The sequence below is a fragment of the Actinotalea sp. JY-7876 genome, from assembly GCF_014042015.1.
GTDB lineage: Bacteria > Actinomycetota > Actinomycetes > Actinomycetales > Cellulomonadaceae > Actinotalea.
Genome location: NZ_CP059493.1, coordinates 597,803 through 617,080, shown reverse-complemented (window position 1 = coordinate 617,080; position 19,278 = coordinate 597,803). Strand labels below are relative to the sequence as shown.

General features: G+C 75.0%; 19 protein-coding genes and 2 tRNA genes. 7 read left to right on the top strand and 14 right to left on the bottom strand.

Going from position 1 to position 19,278, the window contains the following annotated elements; genetic code table 11:
* Position 1: 1 nt before the first annotated feature.
* Positions 2–580 carry a S26 family signal peptidase gene (locus tag H2O74_RS03035; RefSeq protein WP_182113067.1) on the bottom strand — a complete coding sequence of 193 codons (579 nt, stop codon included), beginning with the start codon at positions 578–580 and terminating at the stop codon, positions 2–4.
* Positions 581–611: 31 nt separating this feature from the next.
* Complete coding sequence (locus tag H2O74_RS03030; RefSeq protein WP_182113066.1) at positions 612–1,007, bottom strand: hypothetical protein; 396 nt, start codon at positions 1,005–1,007, stop codon at positions 612–614.
* Positions 1,008–1,436: 429 nt separating this feature from the next.
* Between H2O74_RS03030 and H2O74_RS03025 the strand changes: the two genes are divergently transcribed.
* Positions 1,437–1,730, top strand: coding sequence for a hypothetical protein (locus H2O74_RS03025; protein ID WP_182113065.1), 294 nt, complete (start codon positions 1,437–1,439; stop codon positions 1,728–1,730).
* 155 nt (positions 1,731–1,885) lie between these two features.
* Here the strand turns inward: H2O74_RS03025 and H2O74_RS03020 are convergent, their stop codons facing one another.
* The 8 genes from H2O74_RS03020 to H2O74_RS02985 all read right to left on the bottom strand — a co-directional run bounded on the left by H2O74_RS03020 (position 1,886) and on the right by H2O74_RS02985 (position 6,924).
* Positions 1,886–2,233, bottom strand: a complete 348-nt coding sequence (locus H2O74_RS03020) for a hypothetical protein (protein WP_182113064.1) — start codon at positions 2,231–2,233, stop codon at positions 1,886–1,888.
* Between the two features lie 199 nt (positions 2,234–2,432).
* Positions 2,433–2,666: a hypothetical protein gene (locus tag H2O74_RS03015; protein WP_182113063.1), complete on the bottom strand. Its 234-nt coding sequence runs from the start codon at positions 2,664–2,666 to the stop codon at positions 2,433–2,435.
* A gap of 7 nt (positions 2,667–2,673) precedes the next feature.
* Positions 2,674–2,744, bottom strand: a tRNA-Thr gene (locus tag H2O74_RS03010).
* A gap of 59 nt (positions 2,745–2,803) precedes the next feature.
* A tRNA-Thr gene (locus H2O74_RS03005) sits at positions 2,804–2,875 on the bottom strand.
* Positions 2,876–2,948: 73 nt separating this feature from the next.
* Positions 2,949–3,623 carry a vitamin K epoxide reductase family protein gene (locus H2O74_RS03000; RefSeq protein WP_255491751.1) on the bottom strand — a complete coding sequence of 225 codons (675 nt, stop codon included), beginning with the start codon at positions 3,621–3,623 and terminating at the stop codon, positions 2,949–2,951.
* The gene (locus H2O74_RS02995) at positions 3,616–4,473 is read right to left on the bottom strand and encodes a thioredoxin domain-containing protein (RefSeq protein ID WP_182113062.1); all 858 of its coding nucleotides are present in this window, start codon (positions 4,471–4,473) and stop codon (positions 3,616–3,618) included. Before H2O74_RS02995 ends, H2O74_RS03000 begins: the two co-directional genes overlap by 8 nt.
* A gap of 103 nt (positions 4,474–4,576) precedes the next feature.
* The gene (locus H2O74_RS02990; RefSeq protein WP_182113061.1) at positions 4,577–5,113 is read right to left on the bottom strand and encodes a hypothetical protein; all 537 of its coding nucleotides are present in this window, start codon (positions 5,111–5,113) and stop codon (positions 4,577–4,579) included.
* Positions 5,114–5,169: 56 nt separating this feature from the next.
* Positions 5,170–6,924: a serine/threonine-protein kinase gene (locus H2O74_RS02985; protein WP_182113060.1), complete on the bottom strand. Its 1,755-nt coding sequence runs from the start codon at positions 6,922–6,924 to the stop codon at positions 5,170–5,172.
* Positions 6,925–7,045: 121 nt separating this feature from the next.
* Here H2O74_RS02985 and H2O74_RS02980 point away from each other — a divergent pair, with 121 nt between their 5' ends.
* The 4 genes from H2O74_RS02980 to H2O74_RS02965 all read left to right on the top strand — a co-directional run bounded on the left by H2O74_RS02980 (position 7,046) and on the right by H2O74_RS02965 (position 11,974).
* Positions 7,046–8,545, top strand: coding sequence for a trehalose-6-phosphate synthase (locus tag H2O74_RS02980; protein WP_255491750.1), 1,500 nt, complete (start codon positions 7,046–7,048; stop codon positions 8,543–8,545).
* The gene (otsB, locus tag H2O74_RS02975) at positions 8,542–9,348 is read left to right on the top strand and encodes a trehalose-phosphatase (RefSeq protein ID WP_220458013.1); all 807 of its coding nucleotides are present in this window, start codon (positions 8,542–8,544) and stop codon (positions 9,346–9,348) included. The genes H2O74_RS02980 and otsB overlap by 4 nt, the downstream gene beginning before the upstream one ends.
* Positions 9,349–9,529: 181 nt before the next feature.
* Positions 9,530–10,657, top strand: coding sequence for an ABC transporter ATP-binding protein (locus tag H2O74_RS02970; RefSeq protein WP_182113059.1), 1,128 nt, complete (start codon positions 9,530–9,532; stop codon positions 10,655–10,657).
* Between the two features lie 72 nt (positions 10,658–10,729).
* Positions 10,730–11,974, top strand: a complete 1,245-nt coding sequence (locus H2O74_RS02965) for a DUF4032 domain-containing protein (RefSeq protein ID WP_182113058.1) — start codon at positions 10,730–10,732, stop codon at positions 11,972–11,974.
* A gap of 54 nt (positions 11,975–12,028) precedes the next feature.
* Here the strand turns inward: H2O74_RS02965 and rlmB are convergent, their stop codons facing one another.
* From rlmB to H2O74_RS02950, 3 genes are all read right to left on the bottom strand, one after another.
* Positions 12,029–13,147: a 23S rRNA (guanosine(2251)-2'-O)-methyltransferase RlmB gene (gene rlmB / locus H2O74_RS02960; RefSeq protein WP_182113057.1), complete on the bottom strand. Its 1,119-nt coding sequence runs from the start codon at positions 13,145–13,147 to the stop codon at positions 12,029–12,031.
* A complete protein-coding gene (gene cysS, locus H2O74_RS02955) occupies positions 13,147–14,586 on the bottom strand; it encodes a cysteine--tRNA ligase (RefSeq protein WP_182113056.1) in 1,440 nt (479 codons plus the stop codon). Before cysS ends, rlmB begins: the two co-directional genes overlap by 1 nt.
* 76 nt (positions 14,587–14,662) lie before the next feature.
* Positions 14,663–15,850 carry an alanine racemase gene (locus H2O74_RS02950; RefSeq protein WP_182113055.1) on the bottom strand — a complete coding sequence of 396 codons (1,188 nt, stop codon included), beginning with the start codon at positions 15,848–15,850 and terminating at the stop codon, positions 14,663–14,665.
* 45 nt (positions 15,851–15,895) lie between these two features.
* Here H2O74_RS02950 and H2O74_RS02945 point away from each other — a divergent pair, with 45 nt between their 5' ends.
* A complete protein-coding gene (locus H2O74_RS02945) occupies positions 15,896–17,278 on the top strand; it encodes a D-arabinono-1,4-lactone oxidase (RefSeq protein WP_182113054.1) in 1,383 nt (460 codons plus the stop codon).
* A 58-nt stretch (positions 17,279–17,336) separates the two neighbouring features.
* Positions 17,337–18,272, top strand: coding sequence for an NADP-dependent oxidoreductase (locus tag H2O74_RS02940; RefSeq protein WP_182113053.1), 936 nt, complete (start codon positions 17,337–17,339; stop codon positions 18,270–18,272).
* A gap of 31 nt (positions 18,273–18,303) precedes the next feature.
* Here the strand turns inward: H2O74_RS02940 and H2O74_RS02935 are convergent, their stop codons facing one another.
* Complete coding sequence (locus H2O74_RS02935) at positions 18,304–19,215, bottom strand: LysR family transcriptional regulator (RefSeq protein ID WP_182113052.1); 912 nt, start codon at positions 19,213–19,215, stop codon at positions 18,304–18,306.
* Positions 19,216–19,278 lie beyond the last annotated feature (63 nt).

Genomic DNA, 19,278 nt, shown 5'->3' with positions numbered 1-19,278 from the left:
TCTAGCGCGGCGCCCCGACCGGAACCTGCTCGGGCTGGACCGGCGCCGCGTCCGCGGCGTCGCCTGCACCACCGTCGGGAGGGTCGTCCTTCGAGGGCCACAGCAGGGACGCGCCGGCGATCACCAGCACGGAGACCCAGGTCAGCGGGCTGAGGAAGATCGACGCGATCCCGCCGACATGGGGCAGGTGGAGCACCGCCGTGCCCAGCACCTCCTCGCCCGCAGGCTCGAAGGGGTCGACCCAGTCGTTGTTGTCACCCTGGAGCTCCCAGCCCGCGGCGTCCCCGCCGATGACCCGGTGGATGATGCGCGAACCGCCGAAGCCGTCCGGCCGGTAGACCATGACGTCACCCACCTCGACCGGGCCGCAGCGCGAGACCACGAGGTCACCGGTCTGGTAGGTGGGCAGCATCGAGTCGCCCGAGACGATCGTCAGCGTGGTGCAGCCCCCGAGCGAGGACGGCCACAGCAGCCACGCGAGCGTGACGCCGACGAGCGCGAGCACCACGTCGCCGGCGCGGCGCAGCAGCCGGCGCGGGGTTCCCGCGCCGGCCGCGTGCGCACCCGGCCTGCCCGACACGACGTGCGGGTCAGCTCAGCGACTCAGTGGGTCACTTGGTGATGACGACGGCGACGGACTTGATCTCCGCGGCCGGGATGACCGGGCTGATCGCCGTGGAGGTCCACGTCTGCCCGATCTTCGTCGCCGTGAACTCGACGGTCGTCTTGTCGGCCACGACCGAGACCCGCATGTCGCCGTCCGCACACGCGGCGTCGATGCCGGAGATCGTCAGGGTGTCGGCCTTGTACGCGTTCGTCGGCGCGGCGGCGTAGCTCGACGTGAACTTCGCCTGGACGCCGTCGGCGTCGCACGACGCGCTCGTGGTCGTACCGGCCTGGATCGTGCCGCCGCTGACGTTGAGCGTCGACGCGGACGCGAGAGAGAGGCCCGCGACGCCGACGACGGCGAGGGCGATGGCGGCGGACTTACGGCGTGCAGAAGCCATGGGGGTGTGTCCTTCGAGTCGGGCGGCGGCAGCACGTGGGGGCGCGCTGCTCGCAGTGGGGGGACGACCGGTGGGTGGCCGGTCACCAGGCACATCGGACGGTGGGTGCCGTCACTTGAACCCGGCGCTGAGATTCTCCCGAGCCCGGCCGGCCCCGACGCTGCGACCTGCACCTCGACAGCCGATCTGTGAGGCACCTCACAGGACACGGGGGACCGCCCTGGGCAATCCCGACACCCGCGCTCACCCGATCGGAGCACTCTCCGCAAGAGCCGCCACGCCCGTGTCAGGAGTGCGGTTCTCTGCAGTGCGTGACACGAGAGCCTGGGACGGGGGCAAGCGACCGTTGAGGAGACTTCGAGGTTGAACGACTGCCAGCCTGTTGGCTCGGGCTGCAGAGGAGCCGTCGAGACCGGAGATCTAACGCGGGTGCCGAACATGGCGCGAGGGCGTGGGCCAGGCCCCGAGTCAGCGCTGTCCGGCCCTTGCGAACTCCTCGCCCTATCGCGCCAGGGCTTTCCGGGCCCGTTCGGCCCGACCTCGGACGTCGACCTCCTCATCGACCTCAGCGGCGAGACCGTCGGGTCGCTGTGGACGTTGCTCACCCTTCGCGACGCGCTGAAGGTGCCCGGGGAGCGGCTCGACCTGTGGGCGACGACCGCGCTGAAGCCGGACGTTCTCGAAGACATGCTCGCTAGCGCGATCCGCCTTGGGCGTCCGTGACTGACAGAAGGTCCGCTGCTCCTACCATCGCGCCGGCTTCGCCAGCTGGCCTCAAGGCCGCGACCCGCTCGTACCGGTCGATGAACCGCGCCTCAAGGACCGCGCCCATCGGCGGCAACACCACGCGCCACCAACTCACGCCAGAACAGCCGGGACTACGCCCCACTGCGCCGGCCCTCCGCGGTAGCGCAGAGGGTCTCGCCGCTGATCGTGGTACCTCCCGGCCCGGCGTAGAGCTCGATGACCGCACCCGAGGGCGCGCGACCGCTCAGGACGGTGGCGCCACCGATGTCACGCTCGGTCACCTCGTACCCCATGTCGGTCCAGAACTGACCTACCTGGTCGACCCCTGCGCGAACGTCAGGCAGAGCGACGTCCACCACCTTATGGAGGAGGTAGGAAACACCGTCGCTGCCGTCGGCGCGCTGACACGTCAGGGTGCTCTCGAGCTCTGGCACTGGTTCCGCGGTGAGCCCGATGAGCGCCGCGGTCTCGACGACCACCCGGTCCATCTCGACCTGGTTGTCGAACGCGGTTGGCTCTGCCGTCGTCGCAGCGGGAGTTGGGAGTTCGGCTCTCTGCTCAGCGATGACGCTGCCGACAACGACACCACCGACAACAAGCGCTCCGACGGCAGCCGCGACGATCGCTACTCGCGACGGGCGAGACGCCCGCGGGGAGGCGCTGGCTGGCTGGGGGGCATCACCGGGCAGCCTCCCACGGCTTGGGCACCGTCGTGACGGCCTCCGGATGCCCCGCGACGATCGAGGAGATGTTCAGCAGGGACTCGGTGTCCTGGTGGTAGTACTGCGAGTGCCCGTACGCAGGCAGCGTCCCGGCGGGGCAGTACGGGTGGGGGACCCCCGTCGACTTCGATGCGCTGCCCTTGGTCAGGCGGGTGGCGCCTCGGGCCCTCCGTCCAGACTCATGCGACACGCTCCCGAGCCGGAGGCGGGAATCGAACCCGCGACGACTGTTCACAAGACAACCGCGTTACCACTACGCCACTCCGGCGGGACCGCCCTGGGCAATCCCGACACCCGCGCTCACCCGATCGGAGCACCCTCCGCAAGAGCCGCCTGTCGGATTCGAACCGACGACCGTCCGCTTACAAGGCGGGTGCTCTACCACTGAGCTAAGGCGGCGGCGCGGCCGGTGGGCCGGGCGCGCCAAGTCTGCCAGAGCGGCATGCGGGTCCCGCATGCCGCTCCGGCCGGGTCACCCGACGAGCGTCGGCCCGTACTTCGCGACGACCAGCGCCGCGAGCAGCAGCAGCCACACCCACACCACGACGACGTCGACCTCGTGGTCGATGGCCCACCGGGCCTTCGCCTGCAGGCGGCGCGGCAGGAACAGGTTCCCGTCGCGGATGTTCACGTGGGTCAGGGTCGTGAACACCAGGGTGGTGGAGATCGTCACGAGCAGGCACCAGGGGCACAGCGCGCCGATCACGAACATCGACTGCACGAAGAGCCAGTACGCGAAGATCACGCCCAGCGTGTAGACGGTCTGGGCGGCCGCCATGAACCAGCGCGGGAACCGGACGCCCCCGAGCGAGGCCACGGCGATCGTGATGACCACCGGCTCGGCCACGAGCCCGAGGAACGCGTTCGGGAAGCCGAACAGCGACGCCTGCCACGACTGCGCGACGGTGCCGCACGAGAGCACGGCGTTGATGTCGCAGCTGAGGAGCTTGTCCGGGTCCTCGGCGAGCCGCAGCGCGTCGACGGACAGGACGAACGACGCGAGCAGGCTGATGCACGCGGACACGAGCATGGTCGTGAAGATGAACCGGTTGTCGTGGCGCAGCCGGAACAGGCGTGCCACGAGTCCGTCCGTGGCGGGCAGCGGGCGGTCCAGCACCTCGGTGCCGGAGGCCCGGTCGTCAGCCACGTGCCTTCTCGATCACGTCGACGAGGGCCCCGGGGACGCGCCAGTCGACCTGCTGGTCGGCGACGTTCTCACCGTCCACGAGCACCGTGGGCGTGCCGAACTGCGGCGCGAAGTCGCGCGACGCCTGCTCGGTGGCCGCGGCCACCCACGGCGCGAACGAATCCTCGCCCTCCATGTAGCTGCCGTCGGCGATGGTCCGCGTGACGTCCTGCGGCACCCCGGCGGCCTCCGCCAGCTCGGCGATCTGCTCGTCCGAGAGCCCGGACGTGCCCTCGGCGGGCTGGCTCGCGAACAGGGCCTGGTTGAAGCCGAGGAACGCCTCCGGTGCCCGGTCGGCGACGAGGGCGAGCGCCGTCGCGGATCGGGTCGAGAACTGCGAGCCCTGCGAGAAGCGGTCGAGGATGCTCACCGGCCGGTACTCGACGACGACCTCGCCGGCCTCGCGCAGCTCGTCCAGGTCGGCGCCGTTCACCTGCTCGAACTGGCCGCAGATCGGGCACATGAAGTCGGCGTAGACCGTGACGACGACGGCGTCCTCCGGCACGTCGATGTCACGGGCCACGCCGTCCTCGCCGACGCGGATGCCGCCCTCGTCGTTCGCGGCGGCGGGTGCGCTGACCCCGGCCAGGGGCTGCTCGACCTCGGCGAAGTCCTGGTCCTCCTGCGCCATGGACATGATCCACCAGATGAGGCCGCCGACGACCACGAGGCCGACGACGAGCAGGGAGATGACGATGGTGCGCTGGCGCTGCGCCTGGCGCTGCTGCTCCTCGCGCAGGCGCAGGGCCTCGGCGCGCGCCTCGTCACGGCGCGCGGCCTTGGTGGGGCGGGGTGGGGTGGTGCTCGACATGGGTTCCTCCGGCTGGGGGCGCGCGAGGCGCGCGGGGGCTGCGGGCGTACCGAGGGGTGCCGTCGGCGCTCGACGGCCGGCGCGTGGCCGGCCCGGTGGCGCGTCAGGCGGTGGCGAGGACCGGCGGGCCGCGCCGGCGCACCAGGGCACCGAGGACCTGCGGGGCCAGGGCCAGCACGCGGTGCGCCGCGGGAGCGGCGACGGGCCGGACGAGCAGCTGGGGGGCGGCGGGGAGCCGCGGTCGCAGCGCCGCGAGGGACGCGACGCACGCTCCGAGCGCCCGCCGCGCGGCACGCACGACGACGACGACCGACAGCCCGCCGAGCACCGCCGCCACGTAGGCGAGGACGACGGGGAGCGCGACGAGCAGGACGAGGCGGGCCGCCCCGTCACCCGCGAGTCCGAGGGTTCCCTCGGGGCACTCGCCGTCGGGCCCGATGAGGGCGAGGCGCACGCCGAGCGCGCCGACGAGGCCGTCGCCCGGCAGGCAGGCGTGGACCAGGAGCGTGCCCGTGCGTGCGAGCAGCGTGGCGATCCCGGCGAGCAGCGCCAGGGCGGCCAGGGTGAGCGCGGTCGCGGCGTCGGGGCGTCGCCCCGCCCACCGCTCGCGGCGCGTAGCCGCGGACCACCCGCTGCTCATGCGGCGAGCGTACGCGCGCTGCCTGGGCACGACCTGGGACTCTCTGCCCCCGTCCGTCACCCGAGCTCCGGCGGTCCGGGCAGCGGCCACCAGGCGACGTCCTGGCCCAGGAACGCGAGCGTCGCGAGCGCGGCCGCTCCGGCGAGGCCGAGGACCACCGCGGTCAGCGCGCCGGGCCACCCGGGCGCCACCGCGCCGAGCACCCAGCGGGCACCGAGGCGCGTCGCGCGGCTCATGGGCCCGAACCAGAGCGTGAGCAGGCCGGCGAGCACCGCGAGCGCGAGCAGGGCGGCCGTGACCCACGCGGCGTTGTCGCCGAGGCCCTCCTCACCCGGTGCGCCCGCCACCAGCACCCAGCGCTCGGTGTCCAGCAGCCACCAGCCGACCCCGCCCACGACGACGACCACGCTGAGCGCGACCAGCACCGCCGGGACGACCCCGACCACGGCCCGCAGGAGGTACCAGGGCCAGCTCGCGACGGCGGCCGCGGCGTCCCCGCGGCCACGGCCACGCCGGGCCCGTCGCCGCTGGACCGCGCGCACCGCGAGGCCGACGCTGCGCGCGAGGACCGCGAGCCCGATCGCCACGAGCAGCGCGACGCCCGGCCGTGTCGCCCCGAGCGCCACGAGGACCGCCCCCAGGGCCAGCACGGTCCCGCTGCGCCGCGGCGGCTCGGCCGGCTCGGTCGGCTCGCCGGGCGCCCCGTCCGGATCGACGTCCTCGTCGGGGTCCTGGTCGTAGCCCTGGCCGTCGTCGGCCGCGTCGTAGCCCTCGCCGTCGTCGTAGCCCTCGCCGTCGTCGTCACCCTCGCCGTCGTACCCGTCGCCGGCGACCGGCATGGCGCGCGTCAGGCCGTCCGAGCCGACGAGCGCGGTGTGGTCCAGGTCGGCGCCCGCGGGCGCCGCGACGACAGCGGTCGCCGGTACGCCCTCGCCGGTGTCGCGGCCCGCGCCCGGCACCCCCAGGACCGCCGTGGCGCCGGCCGTCGCCGGCGCGTCGGTGTCACCCTGGGCGGCACGCCGCAGCTCGGCCACGACCTCCTCGGGCTCGGTGCGGCGCCACGGGTCGACCGCGAGAGCGCCGCGCAGGGCCGCCGCCGTGCGCGGCGCGAGACCGTCCAGGTCGGGCTGGCCCGTGCGGGCGCGGGACAGCACGGCCTGCAACGGCGGCCCGCCGAAGGGCGGCCGGCCCGTCGCGGCGAGGGTGAGCAGCGCGGCCCAGCCCCACCAGTCGCCCGACTCGGACGGCTCGGCGCCGTCCAGCAGCTCGGGTGAGAGGTACCCGGGTGTGCCCATGACCAGCCCCGTCGAGGTGACCCGCACGTCGTCGACGGCCTGGGCGATGCCGAAGTCGATGAGCACGGGGCCGCGCGAGGTCACCATGACGTTGCCCGGCGTGAGGTCGCGGTGCAGGACGCCGGCCTCGTGCACGACGGCGATCGCGTCGTGGAGCCGCTCCGCCAGGTCGGCCAGCTCGCCGGGGGGCAGGGGGCCGCGTGCCGTGACGTGCGCGCCCAGGTCCTGGCCGTCGACGAGCTCGGTGACGACGAAGGCCTCGGTCGAGTCGATCTCGGCGTCGAGCACGCGCGCCACCCCGGGGTGGCGGATGCGCTGCAGGTGGCGCACCTCGCGCTGCAGGCGCTCGCGCGCGTCGGGGTCGGCCCCGAGGTGGGGGTGGAGCAGCTTGAGCGCGACGGTCGCCCCGTCGCCGTCCGCGGCGCGGTAGACGGCCCCCATGCCGCCGCGGCCGAGCGGACCGATCACGCGGTAACCACCGATCTCCGTCCCCGGGGTCACCTCGATGCGCTCCATGACCGCACGGTAGCGGCGCGCGCGCGCCGGGTCACCGAGGCGCGCACGGCCGGCGCGGACGCCCGAGCGCGCCGTGACGGACCTCGATAGCCTCGGTCGCGAGATCCGAGGGGTGAAACGCGTGACGTCGTCGACGCAGCAGTACGAGCTCGTGGTGGTGGCCAACCGCCTTCCGGTGGACCTGACGGTGGACGAGGACGGCAGCCAGTCGTGGCGCCGCTCCCCCGGCGGGCTGGTGAGCGCGCTCGAGCCGGTGATGCAGGCGACCCACGGCGCGTGGGTGGGCTGGAGCGGCTCGGCGGACGTCGAGGCCGACCCCTTCGACGCGGACGGCATGCGCCTGATCCCGGTGACCCTCAGCGCGCAGGAGATCACCGACTACTACGAGGGCTTCTCGAACGACACGCTGTGGCCGCTGAGCCACGACGTCATCAGCCCGCCGGAGTTCCACCGGCACTGGTGGGACGCCTACCGCCGCGTGAACCGCCGCTTCGCGGAGGCGGCCGCCGGCCTCGCGGCACAGGGCGCCGTGGTGTGGGTCCACGACTACCAGCTCCAGCTCGTCCCCGCGCTGCTGCGCGAGCTCCGGCCGGACCTGCGCATCGGGTACTTCCACCACATCCCGTTCCCGCCCCTGGAGATCTTCGCCCAGCTGCCGTGGCGGCGGCAGGTCGTCGAGGGCCTGCTCGGCGCCGACCTGGTCGGCTTCCAGCGCTCGGGCGACGCGGCCAACTTCACGCGCGTCGTGCGACGCCTCACGGACCTGACCACCCGCGGACCGCTCGTGACGGTCCCGACGCCCGACGGCGAGCGCACCGTGCGGGCCGCGGCGTTCCCGATCTCGATCGACTCGTCCCGCTTCGACGCCATGGCGCGCCGGCCCGAGGTCCGGGCACGCGCCGCGGAGATCCGAAAGGACCTGGGCGACCCGCAGGTCCTCCTGCTCGGGGTCGACCGCCTCGACTACACCAAGGGGATCAGCCACCGGATCAAGGCCTACGGCGAGCTCCTCGCCGACGGCAAGCTCTCGGTCCCCGAGGCGACGCTCGTGCAGGTCGCGAGCCCGAGCCGGGAGAACGTGGAGGCGTACCAGCAGCTCCGGGACGAGGTCGAGGGCCTGGTCGGGCGCATCAACGGCGAGTTCGGCGGCATCGGCTCGGCGGCCATCCACTACCTGCACCACTCCTACCCGCCCGAGGAGATGGCGGCCCTGTACCTCGCGGCCGACGTCATGCTCGTCACCTCCCTGCGCGACGGCATGAACCTCGTCGCCAAGGAGTTCGTCGCCGCGTGCGTCGACGACCGGGGCGTCCTCGTGCTGAGCGAGTTCACGGGCGCGGCGGACGAGCTGGCCGGGTCGCTGCTGGTCAACCCCCACGACATCGACGGGCTGAAGGGCGCGATCGACCGTGCGGCGCGGATGGACCGCGGCGAGATGCGCAAGCGCATGCGCAAGCTGCGCCGCCGCGTGCTGAGCGACGACGTCACCAAGTGGTCGAACAGCTTCCTCGCGGCCCTGGGGGCGGGGGCGGACGGCCGCGAGCCGCCCGTCGTCGAGGACGCGCACCTGCGCCTCGCGCACCAGCCGAGCCACGAGGAGCCGCGCGGGGGCAGCCGGTGACGGCGCCCTCCCCCGACGCCGCGCCGGGACCCGCGCTCTCTGACGCCGTCGCCGACCTGGCACGGCGCCTGGCCGACGGCGAGCAGGTGCTGGTCGCGCTCGACTTCGACGGCGTGCTCGCGCCGCTGGTCGACGACCCGGCGGCGAGCCGGCCGCTGCCCGCGGCCGTCACGGCGCTCGAACGGCTCGCCGGCGTGCCCGGGCTGCACCTCGCGCTCGTCTCCGGCCGCGCCGTCGCCGACCTCGCCGCGCTCGCGCGGGTGCCCGAGGGCACGTGGCTCACCGGCAGCCACGGCGCCGAGCGCGGGCGCTGGACCCGCGGCGGGCTCGAGCGCGTCGAGCTCGAGCTCGAGCCCGCCGCCGCCACGCGGCTCGCCGACCTGGCGGAACGCCTGACGGCCCTCACCCGCGGCACGACGGCGCGGGTCGAGCACAAGCCCGCCTCGGTCGTGCTGCACACGCGCACCGCGACGCCGCAGGACGCCGCGCACCTGACCGACCTCGCGCTCGCGCTGGGCGGCGACGCCGTGGACGCCATGCGGGGCAAGGACGTCGTCGAGCTCGCGGTGCTGCGCGTGACCAAGGGCGACGCGCTCGCGACGCTGCGCGAGGAGACCGGCGCGTCGGTCGTCCTGTACGCGGGCGACGACGTCACGGACGAGCGCGCGTTCGTCACGCTCCGCGAGGACGACGTGACCGTCAAGGTCGGCGAGGGCGCCACCGCGGCCCGCTTCCGGGTCCGCGACCCCGAGGCCGTCGCCGACCTCCTGACGCGCCTCGCCGACGCCGCCGCAGCCGCCTGAGGACCGCCGGAGAGCCGCCCGGGCTCGTCGCGGGTCCCGCTCGCCGTGTGGCAGGATGAGCCCGTCGCACGCGTGACACGGACCACACGGTCCACGTCCACGTGCCGGTGTCGAGGTCGACACCTGACACTCCCATCACGACGGATCGTCCGGCACGTACCTGCCGGTGGAGGGATCGAACATGGCCACGGTCACGTACGACAAGGCATCCCGGGTCTACCCCGGCACCGAGCGCCCCGCGGTCGACGCGCTCGACCTGCACATCGAGGACGGCGAGTTCCTCGTCCTCGTCGGCCCCTCGGGCTGCGGCAAGTCGACCTCGCTGCGCATGCTCGCCGGCCTGGAGGACGTCAACTCCGGCCGCATCCTCATCGGCGACCGCGACGTCACGGACGTCCAGCCGAAGGACCGCGACATCGCGATGGTGTTCCAGAACTACGCCCTCTACCCCCACATGTCCGTCGCGGACAACATGGGCTTCGCGCTGAAGATCGCCGGCACCCCCAAGGCCGACATCCGCAAGCGCGTCGAGGAGGCCGCCAAGATCCTCGACCTCACCGAGTACCTCGACCGCAAGCCGAAGGCGCTCTCCGGCGGTCAGCGTCAGCGTGTGGCCATGGGCCGCGCCATCGTGCGCCAGCCGCAGGTGTTCCTCATGGACGAGCCGCTGTCGAACCTCGACGCCAAGCTCCGCGTGCAGACGCGTACGCAGATCGCCTCGCTCCAGCGCCGCCTGGGCGTCACCACGGTCTACGTCACGCACGACCAGACCGAGGCCCTGACCATGGGTGACCGCATCGCGGTCCTCAAGGACGGCGTCCTGCAGCAGGTCGGCACGCCGCGCGACATGTACGACACCCCGGCGAACGTCTTCGTCGCCGGCTTCATCGGCTCGCCCGCGATGAACATCGGCTCGTTCCAGGTGTCCGACGGCGCCGCGCAGCTGGGCCAGACGCGCATCCCGCTCGAGCGCAGCATCATCAGCGCGATCAAGCCCGAGGACAAGGGGCACGTCACGCTCGGCTTCCGTCCCGAGTCGCTCGACATCGTCACGCAGGCCAACGAGGGCGCGATCCCGATCAAGGTCGTCCTGGTCGAGGAGCTCGGCTCCGACGCGTTCGTCTACGGCGAGCTCGCCGGCGCCGGCGCGGCCGCCAAGGAGATCCACTCGGGTGCCGGTGAAGCGCAGGTCATCGTGCGCGTAGACCCGCGCCAGGTGCCCATGAAGGGCGACACGCTCTGGGTGGCCATCCGCCCGGGTGAGACCCACGCCTTCTCGTCCGCGAGCGGCGCCCGCATCACCATCTGAGCAGCACCCGCACCATCACCCGGAGGGCGGGACGGCGAGCAGCCGTCCCGCCCTTCGCGTTCGGAGGATCCGATGCCCCACTCGCTGCAGATCACCGCGGCGTCCCCCGACCCCGCGCTGCTCGACCTGCCGTGGGAGGTCCCGCTCGAGGAGTGGCCGGCGGAGGTCCTCGCGGCGCTCCCGCGAGGCATCTCGCGGCACGTGGTCCGCTTCGTCAAGCTGTCGGGGCGCGTCATCGCGGTCAAGGAGATCGGCGAGACGGTCGCCTACCGCGAGTACGAGCTGCTGCGCGCGCTGCGCCGCCTCGACGTGCCGAGCGTCGAGCCCGTGGGCGTCATCACCGGTCGGCGCTCCCCCGACGGCGAGCGGCTCGAGGCCGTCCTCATCACCAAGCACCTGCAGTTCTCGCTGCCGTACCGCGCCCTGTTCAGCCAGGTGCTCCAGCCGGACACGACGACGCGCCTCATCGACGCGCTCGCCGTGCTCCTGGTCCGGCTGCACCTGACGGGCTTCTACTGGGGCGACGTGTCGCTGTCGAACACGCTGTTCCGGCGTGACGCCGAGACCTTCGCGGCCTACCTCGTGGACGCCGAGACCGGCGACCTGCACGAGCGGTTGAGCAACGGCCAGCGCGCGTACGACCTCGAGGTCGCCCGCGTGAACATCATCGGCGAGCTCATGGACCTCGAGGCCGGCGAGCTGCTCGAGTCCGGCGTCGACACGGTCGCCGTCGGCGCCCGCCTGGTCGAGCGGTACGAGGAGCTGTGGAACGCGCTCACGGAGGCGGAGTCGTTCGGCACGGGCGAGCGCTGGCGGGTCGCGGCGCGCATCGAGCAGCTCAACGCGCTCGGCTTCGACGTCGGCGAGCTCGACATCACGACCGACGTCGACGGCACCACCGTGAACATCCGGCCCAAGGTCGTCGACGCCGGCCACCACAGCCGCCGCCTGATGCGCCTGACCGGCCTCGACGTCGAGGAGAACCAGGCCCGCCGCCTGCTCAACGACCTCGACGCCTACCGTGCCGCCGCCGACCGCCAGGGCGAGGACGAGGAGTTCGCGGCGCACGACTGGCTCACGACCGTCTTCGAGCCGGCCGTACGCGCCGTCCCGCGCGAGCTGCGCGGCAAGCTCGAGCCCGCCCAGATGTTCCACGAGATGCTCGACCACCGGTGGTTCGTCTCGCGCGAGCAGCAGCGCGACGTCCCCATGGCCGAGGCCGTGCGCAGCTACGTGGAGCACGTGCTCCAGCACCGTCCCGACGAGAAGGCGGTCCTCGGCGTCGACACGGCGGTGCTGCCGCGCGTCAGCGGCTGAGCGGGCTCGGCCGGACGCGCGGCGGGCGGGGCCGGCGACCGGCCCCGCCGGGCCTCAGCCGGCGTCGCGCGCGCGCAGCCGGGCCACCTCGTAGAGGCTGATGCCCGCAGCGACACCGGCGTTGAGGGACTCCACCGCGCTGCGGATCGGGATCGACGCGACGACGTCGCAGGTCTCGCGCACCAGACGCCCGAGGCCCTTGCCCTCCGAGCCGACGACGAGCACCACCGGTCCGGTCGCGAGCTCGAGGTCGCCGACGGCCATGGTGCCGCCCGCGTCGAGACCGACGACGAAGCAGCCGGCGTCGCGCAGCTCGGTCAGCGCACGGACCAGGTTGGTGACGCGCGAGACGGGCACGCGGGCGGCCGCTCCCGCGGACACCTTCCAGGCCGACGCCGTCACGCCGGCCGCGCGCCGCTCGGGGACCACGACGCCGTGGGCGCCGAAGGCGCCGGCGGACCGCAGCACCGCGCCCAGGTTGCGAGGGTCGGTCACGCCGTCGAGCGCGACGATGAGCGCCGGCTCCTGGGCGCGCTCCGCGCGCGCGAGCAGGGTCTCGAGCCCGGAGTACTGGTACGCGGGGACCTGGATCGCGACGCCCTGGTGGACGAGCCCGTCCGTGAGGCGGTCGAGCTCTGGCTTGGTGACCTCCAGGAGCGGCAGGTTGCGGTCGTTGGTGATCTTGAGGATCTCGCGCACGCGCTCGTCGGCGTCGATCCGGTGGCCCACCCAGACCCCGGTGCAGGGCACGCCCGCGCGCAGGGCCTCCACGACCGAGTTCCGCCCGGCGACGATCTCGGCGGTGGGTGCGGGCTTGGACCCGCGCCCCGAGGCGCCACCGGGGCGCGACGGGCGCGACGACGTCGTGCGGTCCTCGCGGGCGGGGCGCCCGGTCGGGCGGCCCCCGGCGGCGGGGCGGCCGGCGGCGGGGCGGCCCCCCGAGGGGCGTCCCTCGCCGGCGACGGGTGAGCGGCGGCCGCGCGAGGTCGCGGCATCGAGCCGCTCGGCCGCGGCCTTGCGCTTGGCGGCCACGTGGTACGGGCGGTCCTCGGCCTTGGGCGTCGGGCCCTTGCCCTCGAGCGCGCGCCGGTTCTTGCCCCCCGTGCCGGCGCTCGCGCCCTTCTTGGTCCCCGCCTTGCGGGTCGCCCCGCGGCGCTGTGAGTTGCCGGCCATCAGTCCTCCTGGTCGTGCGCGAGCGACCAGCGAGCACCGGTCGGTGAGTCCTCGACGACGATGCCGGCGGCCGTGAGCCGGTCCCGCACCGCGTCGGCGGTGGCCCAGTCCTTGGCGGCGCGCGCCTGGGCCCGGGCCTCGAGCTCGGCCGCGACGAGCGCCTCGAGGGCGTGCTCGGCGCGCGAGTCGGCGCCCGCCCCGGTCCCGGCCCAGCGGGCGGGGTCCAGGCCGAGCGGGTCGAGCATGCCCCGCACCGCGACCAGGGCGTCGCGCGCGGCGGCGAGGTCGCCGTCCGCGAGCGCGGTGTTGCCGCGTCGCAGGTGCTCGTGCACGACGGCGAGCGCCGCCGGCACGTTGAGGTCGTCGTCCATCGCCGCGACGTAGTCGGCGGGCAGCACGCTCGCGCGCACCTCGTCGTCGGGCACCGCCCCGAGGCGCTCGGTGGCGCGCCGGACGAAGCCCTCCAACCGGTTCCAGGTGGCCTCGGCCTCGTGGAGCGTGTCCGGCGAGTACTCGAGCATCGAGCGGTAGTGCACGGCCGTGAGCGCGTACCGCAGCACCACCGGACGCGTCTGGTCGAGGATCGCGCCGACCATGAGCGAGTTGCCGAGCGACTTGCTCATCTTCGCGCCGCCCTGCGTGACCCACGCGCTGTGCATCCAGAGCCGCGCGAACTCCTGCCCGGCGGCGCGCGACTGCGCGAGCTCGTTCTCGTGGTGCGGGAAGCGCAGGTCCAGGCCGCCGCCGTGGATGTCGAACGCGTCGCCGAGGTAGCGCTGCGCCATGGCGGAGCACTCCAGGTGCCAGCCCGGCCGGCCGCGGCCGTAGGGCGTGGGCCAGGACGCCGTGAGGGGCTCGTCGGGCTTCGCGCCCTTCCAGAGCGCGAAGTCGCGGGCGTCGCGCTTGACCCCGGACGCGAGCTCGTCGGCGGAGTCCGCGGCGGGCGGCAGGTCCTCGGGCCGCTGGTTGGTCAGGGACCCGTACTCGGGCCACGACCGCACGTCGAACCAGACGTCGCCCTCGCCGGTGACGTAGGCGTGGCCCTTCTCGACGAGTCGCTCCATGAGCTCGACCATCTCGGTCACGTGGCCCGTCGCGCGCGGCTCGTAGGTGGGTGGCAGGACGCCCAGTGCGTCGTACGCCGCCGAGAACTCGCGCTCGAAGCGCTGGGCCCAGGCCCACCACGGCACGTCGGCGGCCGCGGACAGGCGCAGGATCTTGTCGTCGATGTCGGTGACGTTGCGCACCATGGTCACCCGGAGCCCGCTGCGCTCGAGCCAGCGCACCAGCACGTCGAACGCGACCGCGAGCCGCATGTGCCCGATGTGGGGCGATGCCTGCACCGTGGCACCGCAGACGTAGATCCCGACCTCGCCCGGACGCAGCGGGACGAGCTCGCGCGTGGCGCGGGTCGCGGTGTCGAACAGGTGCAGGCTCACCGCGCCAGGGTACCGGCGGCGCCCCGCGGCCACCGCCGCCGGCCGCCCGCCGCCCGGCCGGGGGCGGGCAGGGTCCTCAGCCGAAGGCCCGGCCGAGACCGCGGTACGTCGGCACGACGTCGACGTCGTCGCCCAGCAGCGCGACCTGGTCGAACCGCTCCATCACCTCACCGGCCTTGGCGTGGCGGAACCAGACGCGGTCGCCGAGGGCGAGCGCGTCGGCGGCGCGGCCGCGCAGCGGCGTCTGCACCTCGCCCGCCCCCTCGGCGGGCAGCAGGCGGAGCCCGGCGGGCAGGACCGGCCGCGGTGCGCGCGCGGCGCCCACCGGTCCGGAGGCGACGTACCCCCCGCCGGCGACCGTCACCATGCCGGGCCCGGGCCGCCGGACGACGTCGAGCCCGATGAGGCACGCCGGGGTGAGCGGCCGGGCGCCCGGGCCGGGGCGGTAGCCGTCGAAGAGCGTGGGGGCGAGCAGCCCGGACCCCGCCGTCAGCTCGGTGACCGCGGGATCGGCCGCGGTGGCGGCGAGGCTGCCCGTGCCCCCGCCGTTGACGAGGGCGAGCGGCCCGACGACGGCCTCGACGGCCCGCACGACGGCCCCGCGCCGCACCGCGAGCTCCGCGAGCGACGCCCGCTTGACCGCGCGCACCGCGGGCGACGTGTCCGGCAGGCCGGCCACCTGGCCCTCGTAGAACATGAGCCCGCGGACGTCGAGGCCCTGCGCGGCGGCGGCGCCCGCGAGCGCGGCGACCTCGCGCGGCTCGCGCAGCGGCGAGCGACGGACGCCCAGGTGCGGGCGCAGGCCACCGAGCCACGCCGGTCCCGGCCGGAGCGAGGCGTCGACGTCGAGGCAGACCCGCAGGCCGTCCCCGGCGCCCGCGTCGCGGGCCGCGCGCGCGAGGAGGTCGAGCTGCGCGGCGTCGTCGACCATGAGGGTGGTCACCGCCCGCGCGGCCGGGTCGGCCGCGAGCCGCGCGAGCGCGTCGCGGTCCACGCTCGGGTACCCCAGCAGGACGTCCGTCGCCCCGCGTCGCACCCACCACAGCGCCTCCCGCACGGAGTACGCCATGAGCCCGGCGAAACCGGCCGCGAGCGCGCGCTCGACCAGGCCAGGGACGCGCACGGACTTCGTCGCCAGGCGGACGGGTCGCCCGCCCGCGCGCCGCAGCAGCTCCGCGGCGTTCGCGTCGAACGCGTCGACGTCGACGACGGCGAGCGGCGCGGGCAGGCCGTCCGTGGCCGCGAGCCGCTCCGCCGTGATCATGCGGCCATCTTGACGGAGCGGTCCGCGCGCCGGTAGTCACCGCACATGACGACACCCGGGCGCACGCCCGCAGGCCGCCCGTCGACGCGGCGGGCACGCCCCGGCCCGGGGACCTGGCGCAACTGGTCCGGCACCGCCACGGCGCAGGCGCAGCGGTTCTGGCGTCCCCGTGACGAGGACGACGTCGTCCGTGCCGTGCGGTGGGCGGCGCGCGCGGGGCTGCGGGTGCGCGCCGTCGGCGGCGGGCACTCGTTCACGCCGGCCGCCGTGACGGACGGTGTGCTGCTGAGCCTGGACCACCTCGCCGCCGTCGGGTCGCTCGCGCCGCAGCCCGACGGGAGCACCCACGTCACGGTCGGCGCGGGCATCCGGCTCCGGGCGCTCAACCGCGAGCTCGCCGCCCGCGGCCTCGCCCTGGAGAACCTGGGCGACATCGACCGGCAGTCGATCGCCGGCGCCGTCTCGACGGGGACCCACGGGACGGGGGCACGCCTCGGCGGCCTGGCCACGCAGGTGGTCGGTGTCCGCCTGGTCGGCGCCGACGGCGAGGTCCGCGAGGCCGACGCGAGCCGCGACCCCGGCCTGTTCGAGGCGGCCCGCCTCGGGCTCGGGACCCTCGGCGTCCTCACCGCCCTCACGCTGCGCGCCGTACCGGCGTTCAGCCTGCTCGCCCGCGAGGAGACCTGGGACCTGGACGACGCCCTCGACGCCATGGACGGCCCGGACGGCTGGGTCGCGACCACCGACCACGTCGACGTCTACTGGTTCCCCTTCACCCGGCGGGCGCTGGTCAAGCGCAACCAGCGCGTGCCCGCCGGCACGGGCCCGGCGCTGGGGACGGCACGCCGCCTGGTCGACGACGAGCTGATGCAGAACGGCGTCTTCGGGCTGACCAACCGGCTGGCCGCGGCGATGCCCCGGGCCGTGCCCGCGATCAACGCCGTCGCCGCCCGCGCCCTGTCCGACCGGACCTACGCCGCGCCGTCGGCGGACGTCTTCGTCTCCCCGCGCCGCGTCGTCTTCCGCGAGATGGAGTACGCGGTCCCCCGGGCAGCGCTGCGCGACGTCGTCGGCGAGATCGACGCGTGGCTGCGGCGCACGCGCGAGCCGGTCCCCTTCCCGGTCGAGGTCCGCGTCACCGCGCCCGACGACGTCTGGCTCTCGACGGCGCACGGCCGCGAGTCCGCCTACGTCGCCGTCCACCAGTACCACCGGCTCCCCCACGAGCGGTACTTCGACGCCGTGGAGGCGATCTGCGCCGACGTCGACGGGCGGCCGCACTGGGGCAAGCTGCACGGGCTCGGGGCGGACCGGCTGTCCGCGCTGTACCCGCGCTTCGACGACTTCCGCGCGGTGCGCGCCGAGCACGACCCCGGAGGACTGTTCCGCAACGCGTACACCGACCGCGTCCTCGGCCCTGCGTCCTGAGGCCGGACCCGCGCCGCGAGCGCTCGCCCGCGCCGCACGGACGGGTGATGATCGAGCCATGACGCGCGCCGTGGTGGCCCCGAGATACGGCGGACCCGAGGTCCTCGAGGTCGTGGACGTCGAGGGCGGCCCGCCCGGCCCGGGCCAGGTGCTCCTCGAGGTGCGGGCGGCCGGGGTGAACCCCGGGGACTGGAAGCAGTACACGGGCGTCTGGGGCACCGACCCCGACCGGCTCCCGCTGCGCCTGGGGTTCGAGGCGTCGGGCGTCGTCGCCGCCGTCGGGCCGGACGTGCCGGGCGTGAGGCCCGGCGACGAGGTCATCGCCTACCCCGTGACCGGGGCCTACGCCGAGCGCGTCCTCGTGCGGGCGACGTCGGTGCTGCCCAAGCCGGCCGACCGCAGCTGGGAGAAGGCGGCCGGCCTCATGGTCACGGGGGTCACGGCGTTCCACGCCATCGCCGCCACGCGGGTGGGCGCGGGCGACACGGTCCTCGTCCACGGGGCCGCCGGCGGCGTCGGGTCCGCGGTCGTCCAGCTGGCCCACGCCCGCGGCGCCCGCGTCGTCGGCACGGCCAGCCGCGCCAACTGGGACCACCTCACCGAGCTGCACGCGGTGCCCGTGCCCTACGGGCCTGGCCTGGAGGACCGCGTGCGCCACGCCGCGCCGCACGGCGTGACGGCGGCCATCGACTGCGCGGGGACGCCCGAGGCCATCACGACGTCGCTCGCGCTGGTCGCGGACCGCAGCCGCATCGCGACCGTGGCGGGGCACGCGCACGCCGCCGGCACGGGCATCGCGCTGCTGGGTGCCGGGGCCGGCTCGGACCCCGGCACCGAGGTCCGCCGCCGGGCCCGCACCGAGCTGCTGCGCCTGTGGACCGACCACCGCATCGACGTCAGGGTGGGAGCGAGGTACCCGCTGGAGGAGGCCACCCGCGCGCACCGGGCGGGCATGGCCGGGACGGTCGACGGCAAGATCGTCCTGCACCCCTGACGCCGCCCCGCACGGACCGCGCGGCCCGCCCTCAGCCGCCCGTGGCCACGCGCTCGGCCTCCGCGCGCAGGGCGTCCACGACGCGGCGCACCACGACCCGCTCGGCCCGGTCCGGGCGCACGAGGGCGTCCACCCGCCGCGCCGCCCGGACACCACGCAGCGGCACGAGCGCGAAGCGGGCGCCGTCACGGTGGTCGGCGGTGTACCGCGGCAGCAAGGAGACGCCGTGCCCCGCGGCGACGAGCGCCTCGACCACACCGAAGTCGTTGATCCGCTGCACGACGTGCGGTGGCGCGCCCGCGGCCTCCGCGACCGCGTCCAGGACGGCCGCGACGGGGAAGCCCTCGCGGACCGTGACCCACCGCTCGTGCGCGAGGTCGCCGGGCGTGAGCGCCTCGCGACCGGCGAGGCGGTGGCCGGGCGGCAGCGCGACGTCGAGCGGCTCGCGCAGCAGCGGGACGACGACGAGATCCGGCCCCCAGCGCGCGGGCACGTCCGGGCGGTGCGCGACGACGACGTCGTGCCGCGCGGTCAGCGCCGGGAACTCGCCCTGCGCGACATCCTCGTCGGCTAGCTCGACGTCGATGCCGGGAGCGTCGGCGTCCAGGCGCGCGAGCAGCCCGGGGAACAGCATCGTGGCGGCGCTGGGGAACGCGGCCACGCGCACCCGCCCCGTCGGCCGCTCGAGGTAGGCGTCGACGGCGGCCTCGGCCCGGCTCAGGGCGACGGCGACCTCGAGCGCCCGGTCCGCGAGCTCGGACCCCGCCGCCGTGAGGCGGACGCCGCGCCCGACCCGCTCGACGAGGGGCACCCCCGTGCCGCGCTGCAGCGCGGCGAGCTGCTGGGACACCGCCGAGGGGGTCAGGTGCAGCGCCCGGGCGGCCGCCACCACGCCGCCGTGGTCCCGCACCGCGCGCAGCGACTCCAGGTGCCGAAGGTCCATGCAGGAACGCTAAACCCTCCGTTCAGGATCTTTCGATGGTGCTGCACGACCCGCTCGGACAGG

Bases quoted from the DNA above. Each gene is read 5' to 3' on its own strand.
- H2O74_RS03030 (WP_182113066.1), bottom strand. From the start codon at position 1,007: ATGGCTTCTGCACGCCGTAAGTCCGCCGCCATCGCCCTCGCCGTCGTC.
- H2O74_RS02995 (WP_182113062.1), bottom strand. From the start codon at position 4,473: ATGTCGAGCACCACCCCACCCCGCCCCACCAAGGCCGCGCGCCGTGAC.
- H2O74_RS02990 (WP_182113061.1), bottom strand. From the start codon at position 5,113: ATGAGCAGCGGGTGGTCCGCGGCTACGCGCCGCGAGCGGTGGGCGGGG.
- H2O74_RS02985 (WP_182113060.1), bottom strand. From the start codon at position 6,924: ATGGAGCGCATCGAGGTGACCCCGGGGACGGAGATCGGTGGTTACCGC.
- H2O74_RS02970 (WP_182113059.1), top strand. From the start codon at position 9,530: ATGGCCACGGTCACGTACGACAAGGCATCCCGGGTCTACCCCGGCACC.
- H2O74_RS02965 (WP_182113058.1), top strand. From the start codon at position 10,730: ATGCCCCACTCGCTGCAGATCACCGCGGCGTCCCCCGACCCCGCGCTG.
- rlmB (WP_182113057.1), bottom strand. From the start codon at position 13,147: ATGGCCGGCAACTCACAGCGCCGCGGGGCGACCCGCAAGGCGGGGACC.
- H2O74_RS02950 (WP_182113055.1), bottom strand. From the start codon at position 15,850: ATGATCACGGCGGAGCGGCTCGCGGCCACGGACGGCCTGCCCGCGCCG.
- H2O74_RS02945 (WP_182113054.1), top strand. From the start codon at position 15,896: ATGACGACACCCGGGCGCACGCCCGCAGGCCGCCCGTCGACGCGGCGG.
- H2O74_RS02940 (WP_182113053.1), top strand. From the start codon at position 17,337: ATGACGCGCGCCGTGGTGGCCCCGAGATACGGCGGACCCGAGGTCCTC.
- H2O74_RS02935 (WP_182113052.1), bottom strand. From the start codon at position 19,215: ATGGACCTTCGGCACCTGGAGTCGCTGCGCGCGGTGCGGGACCACGGC.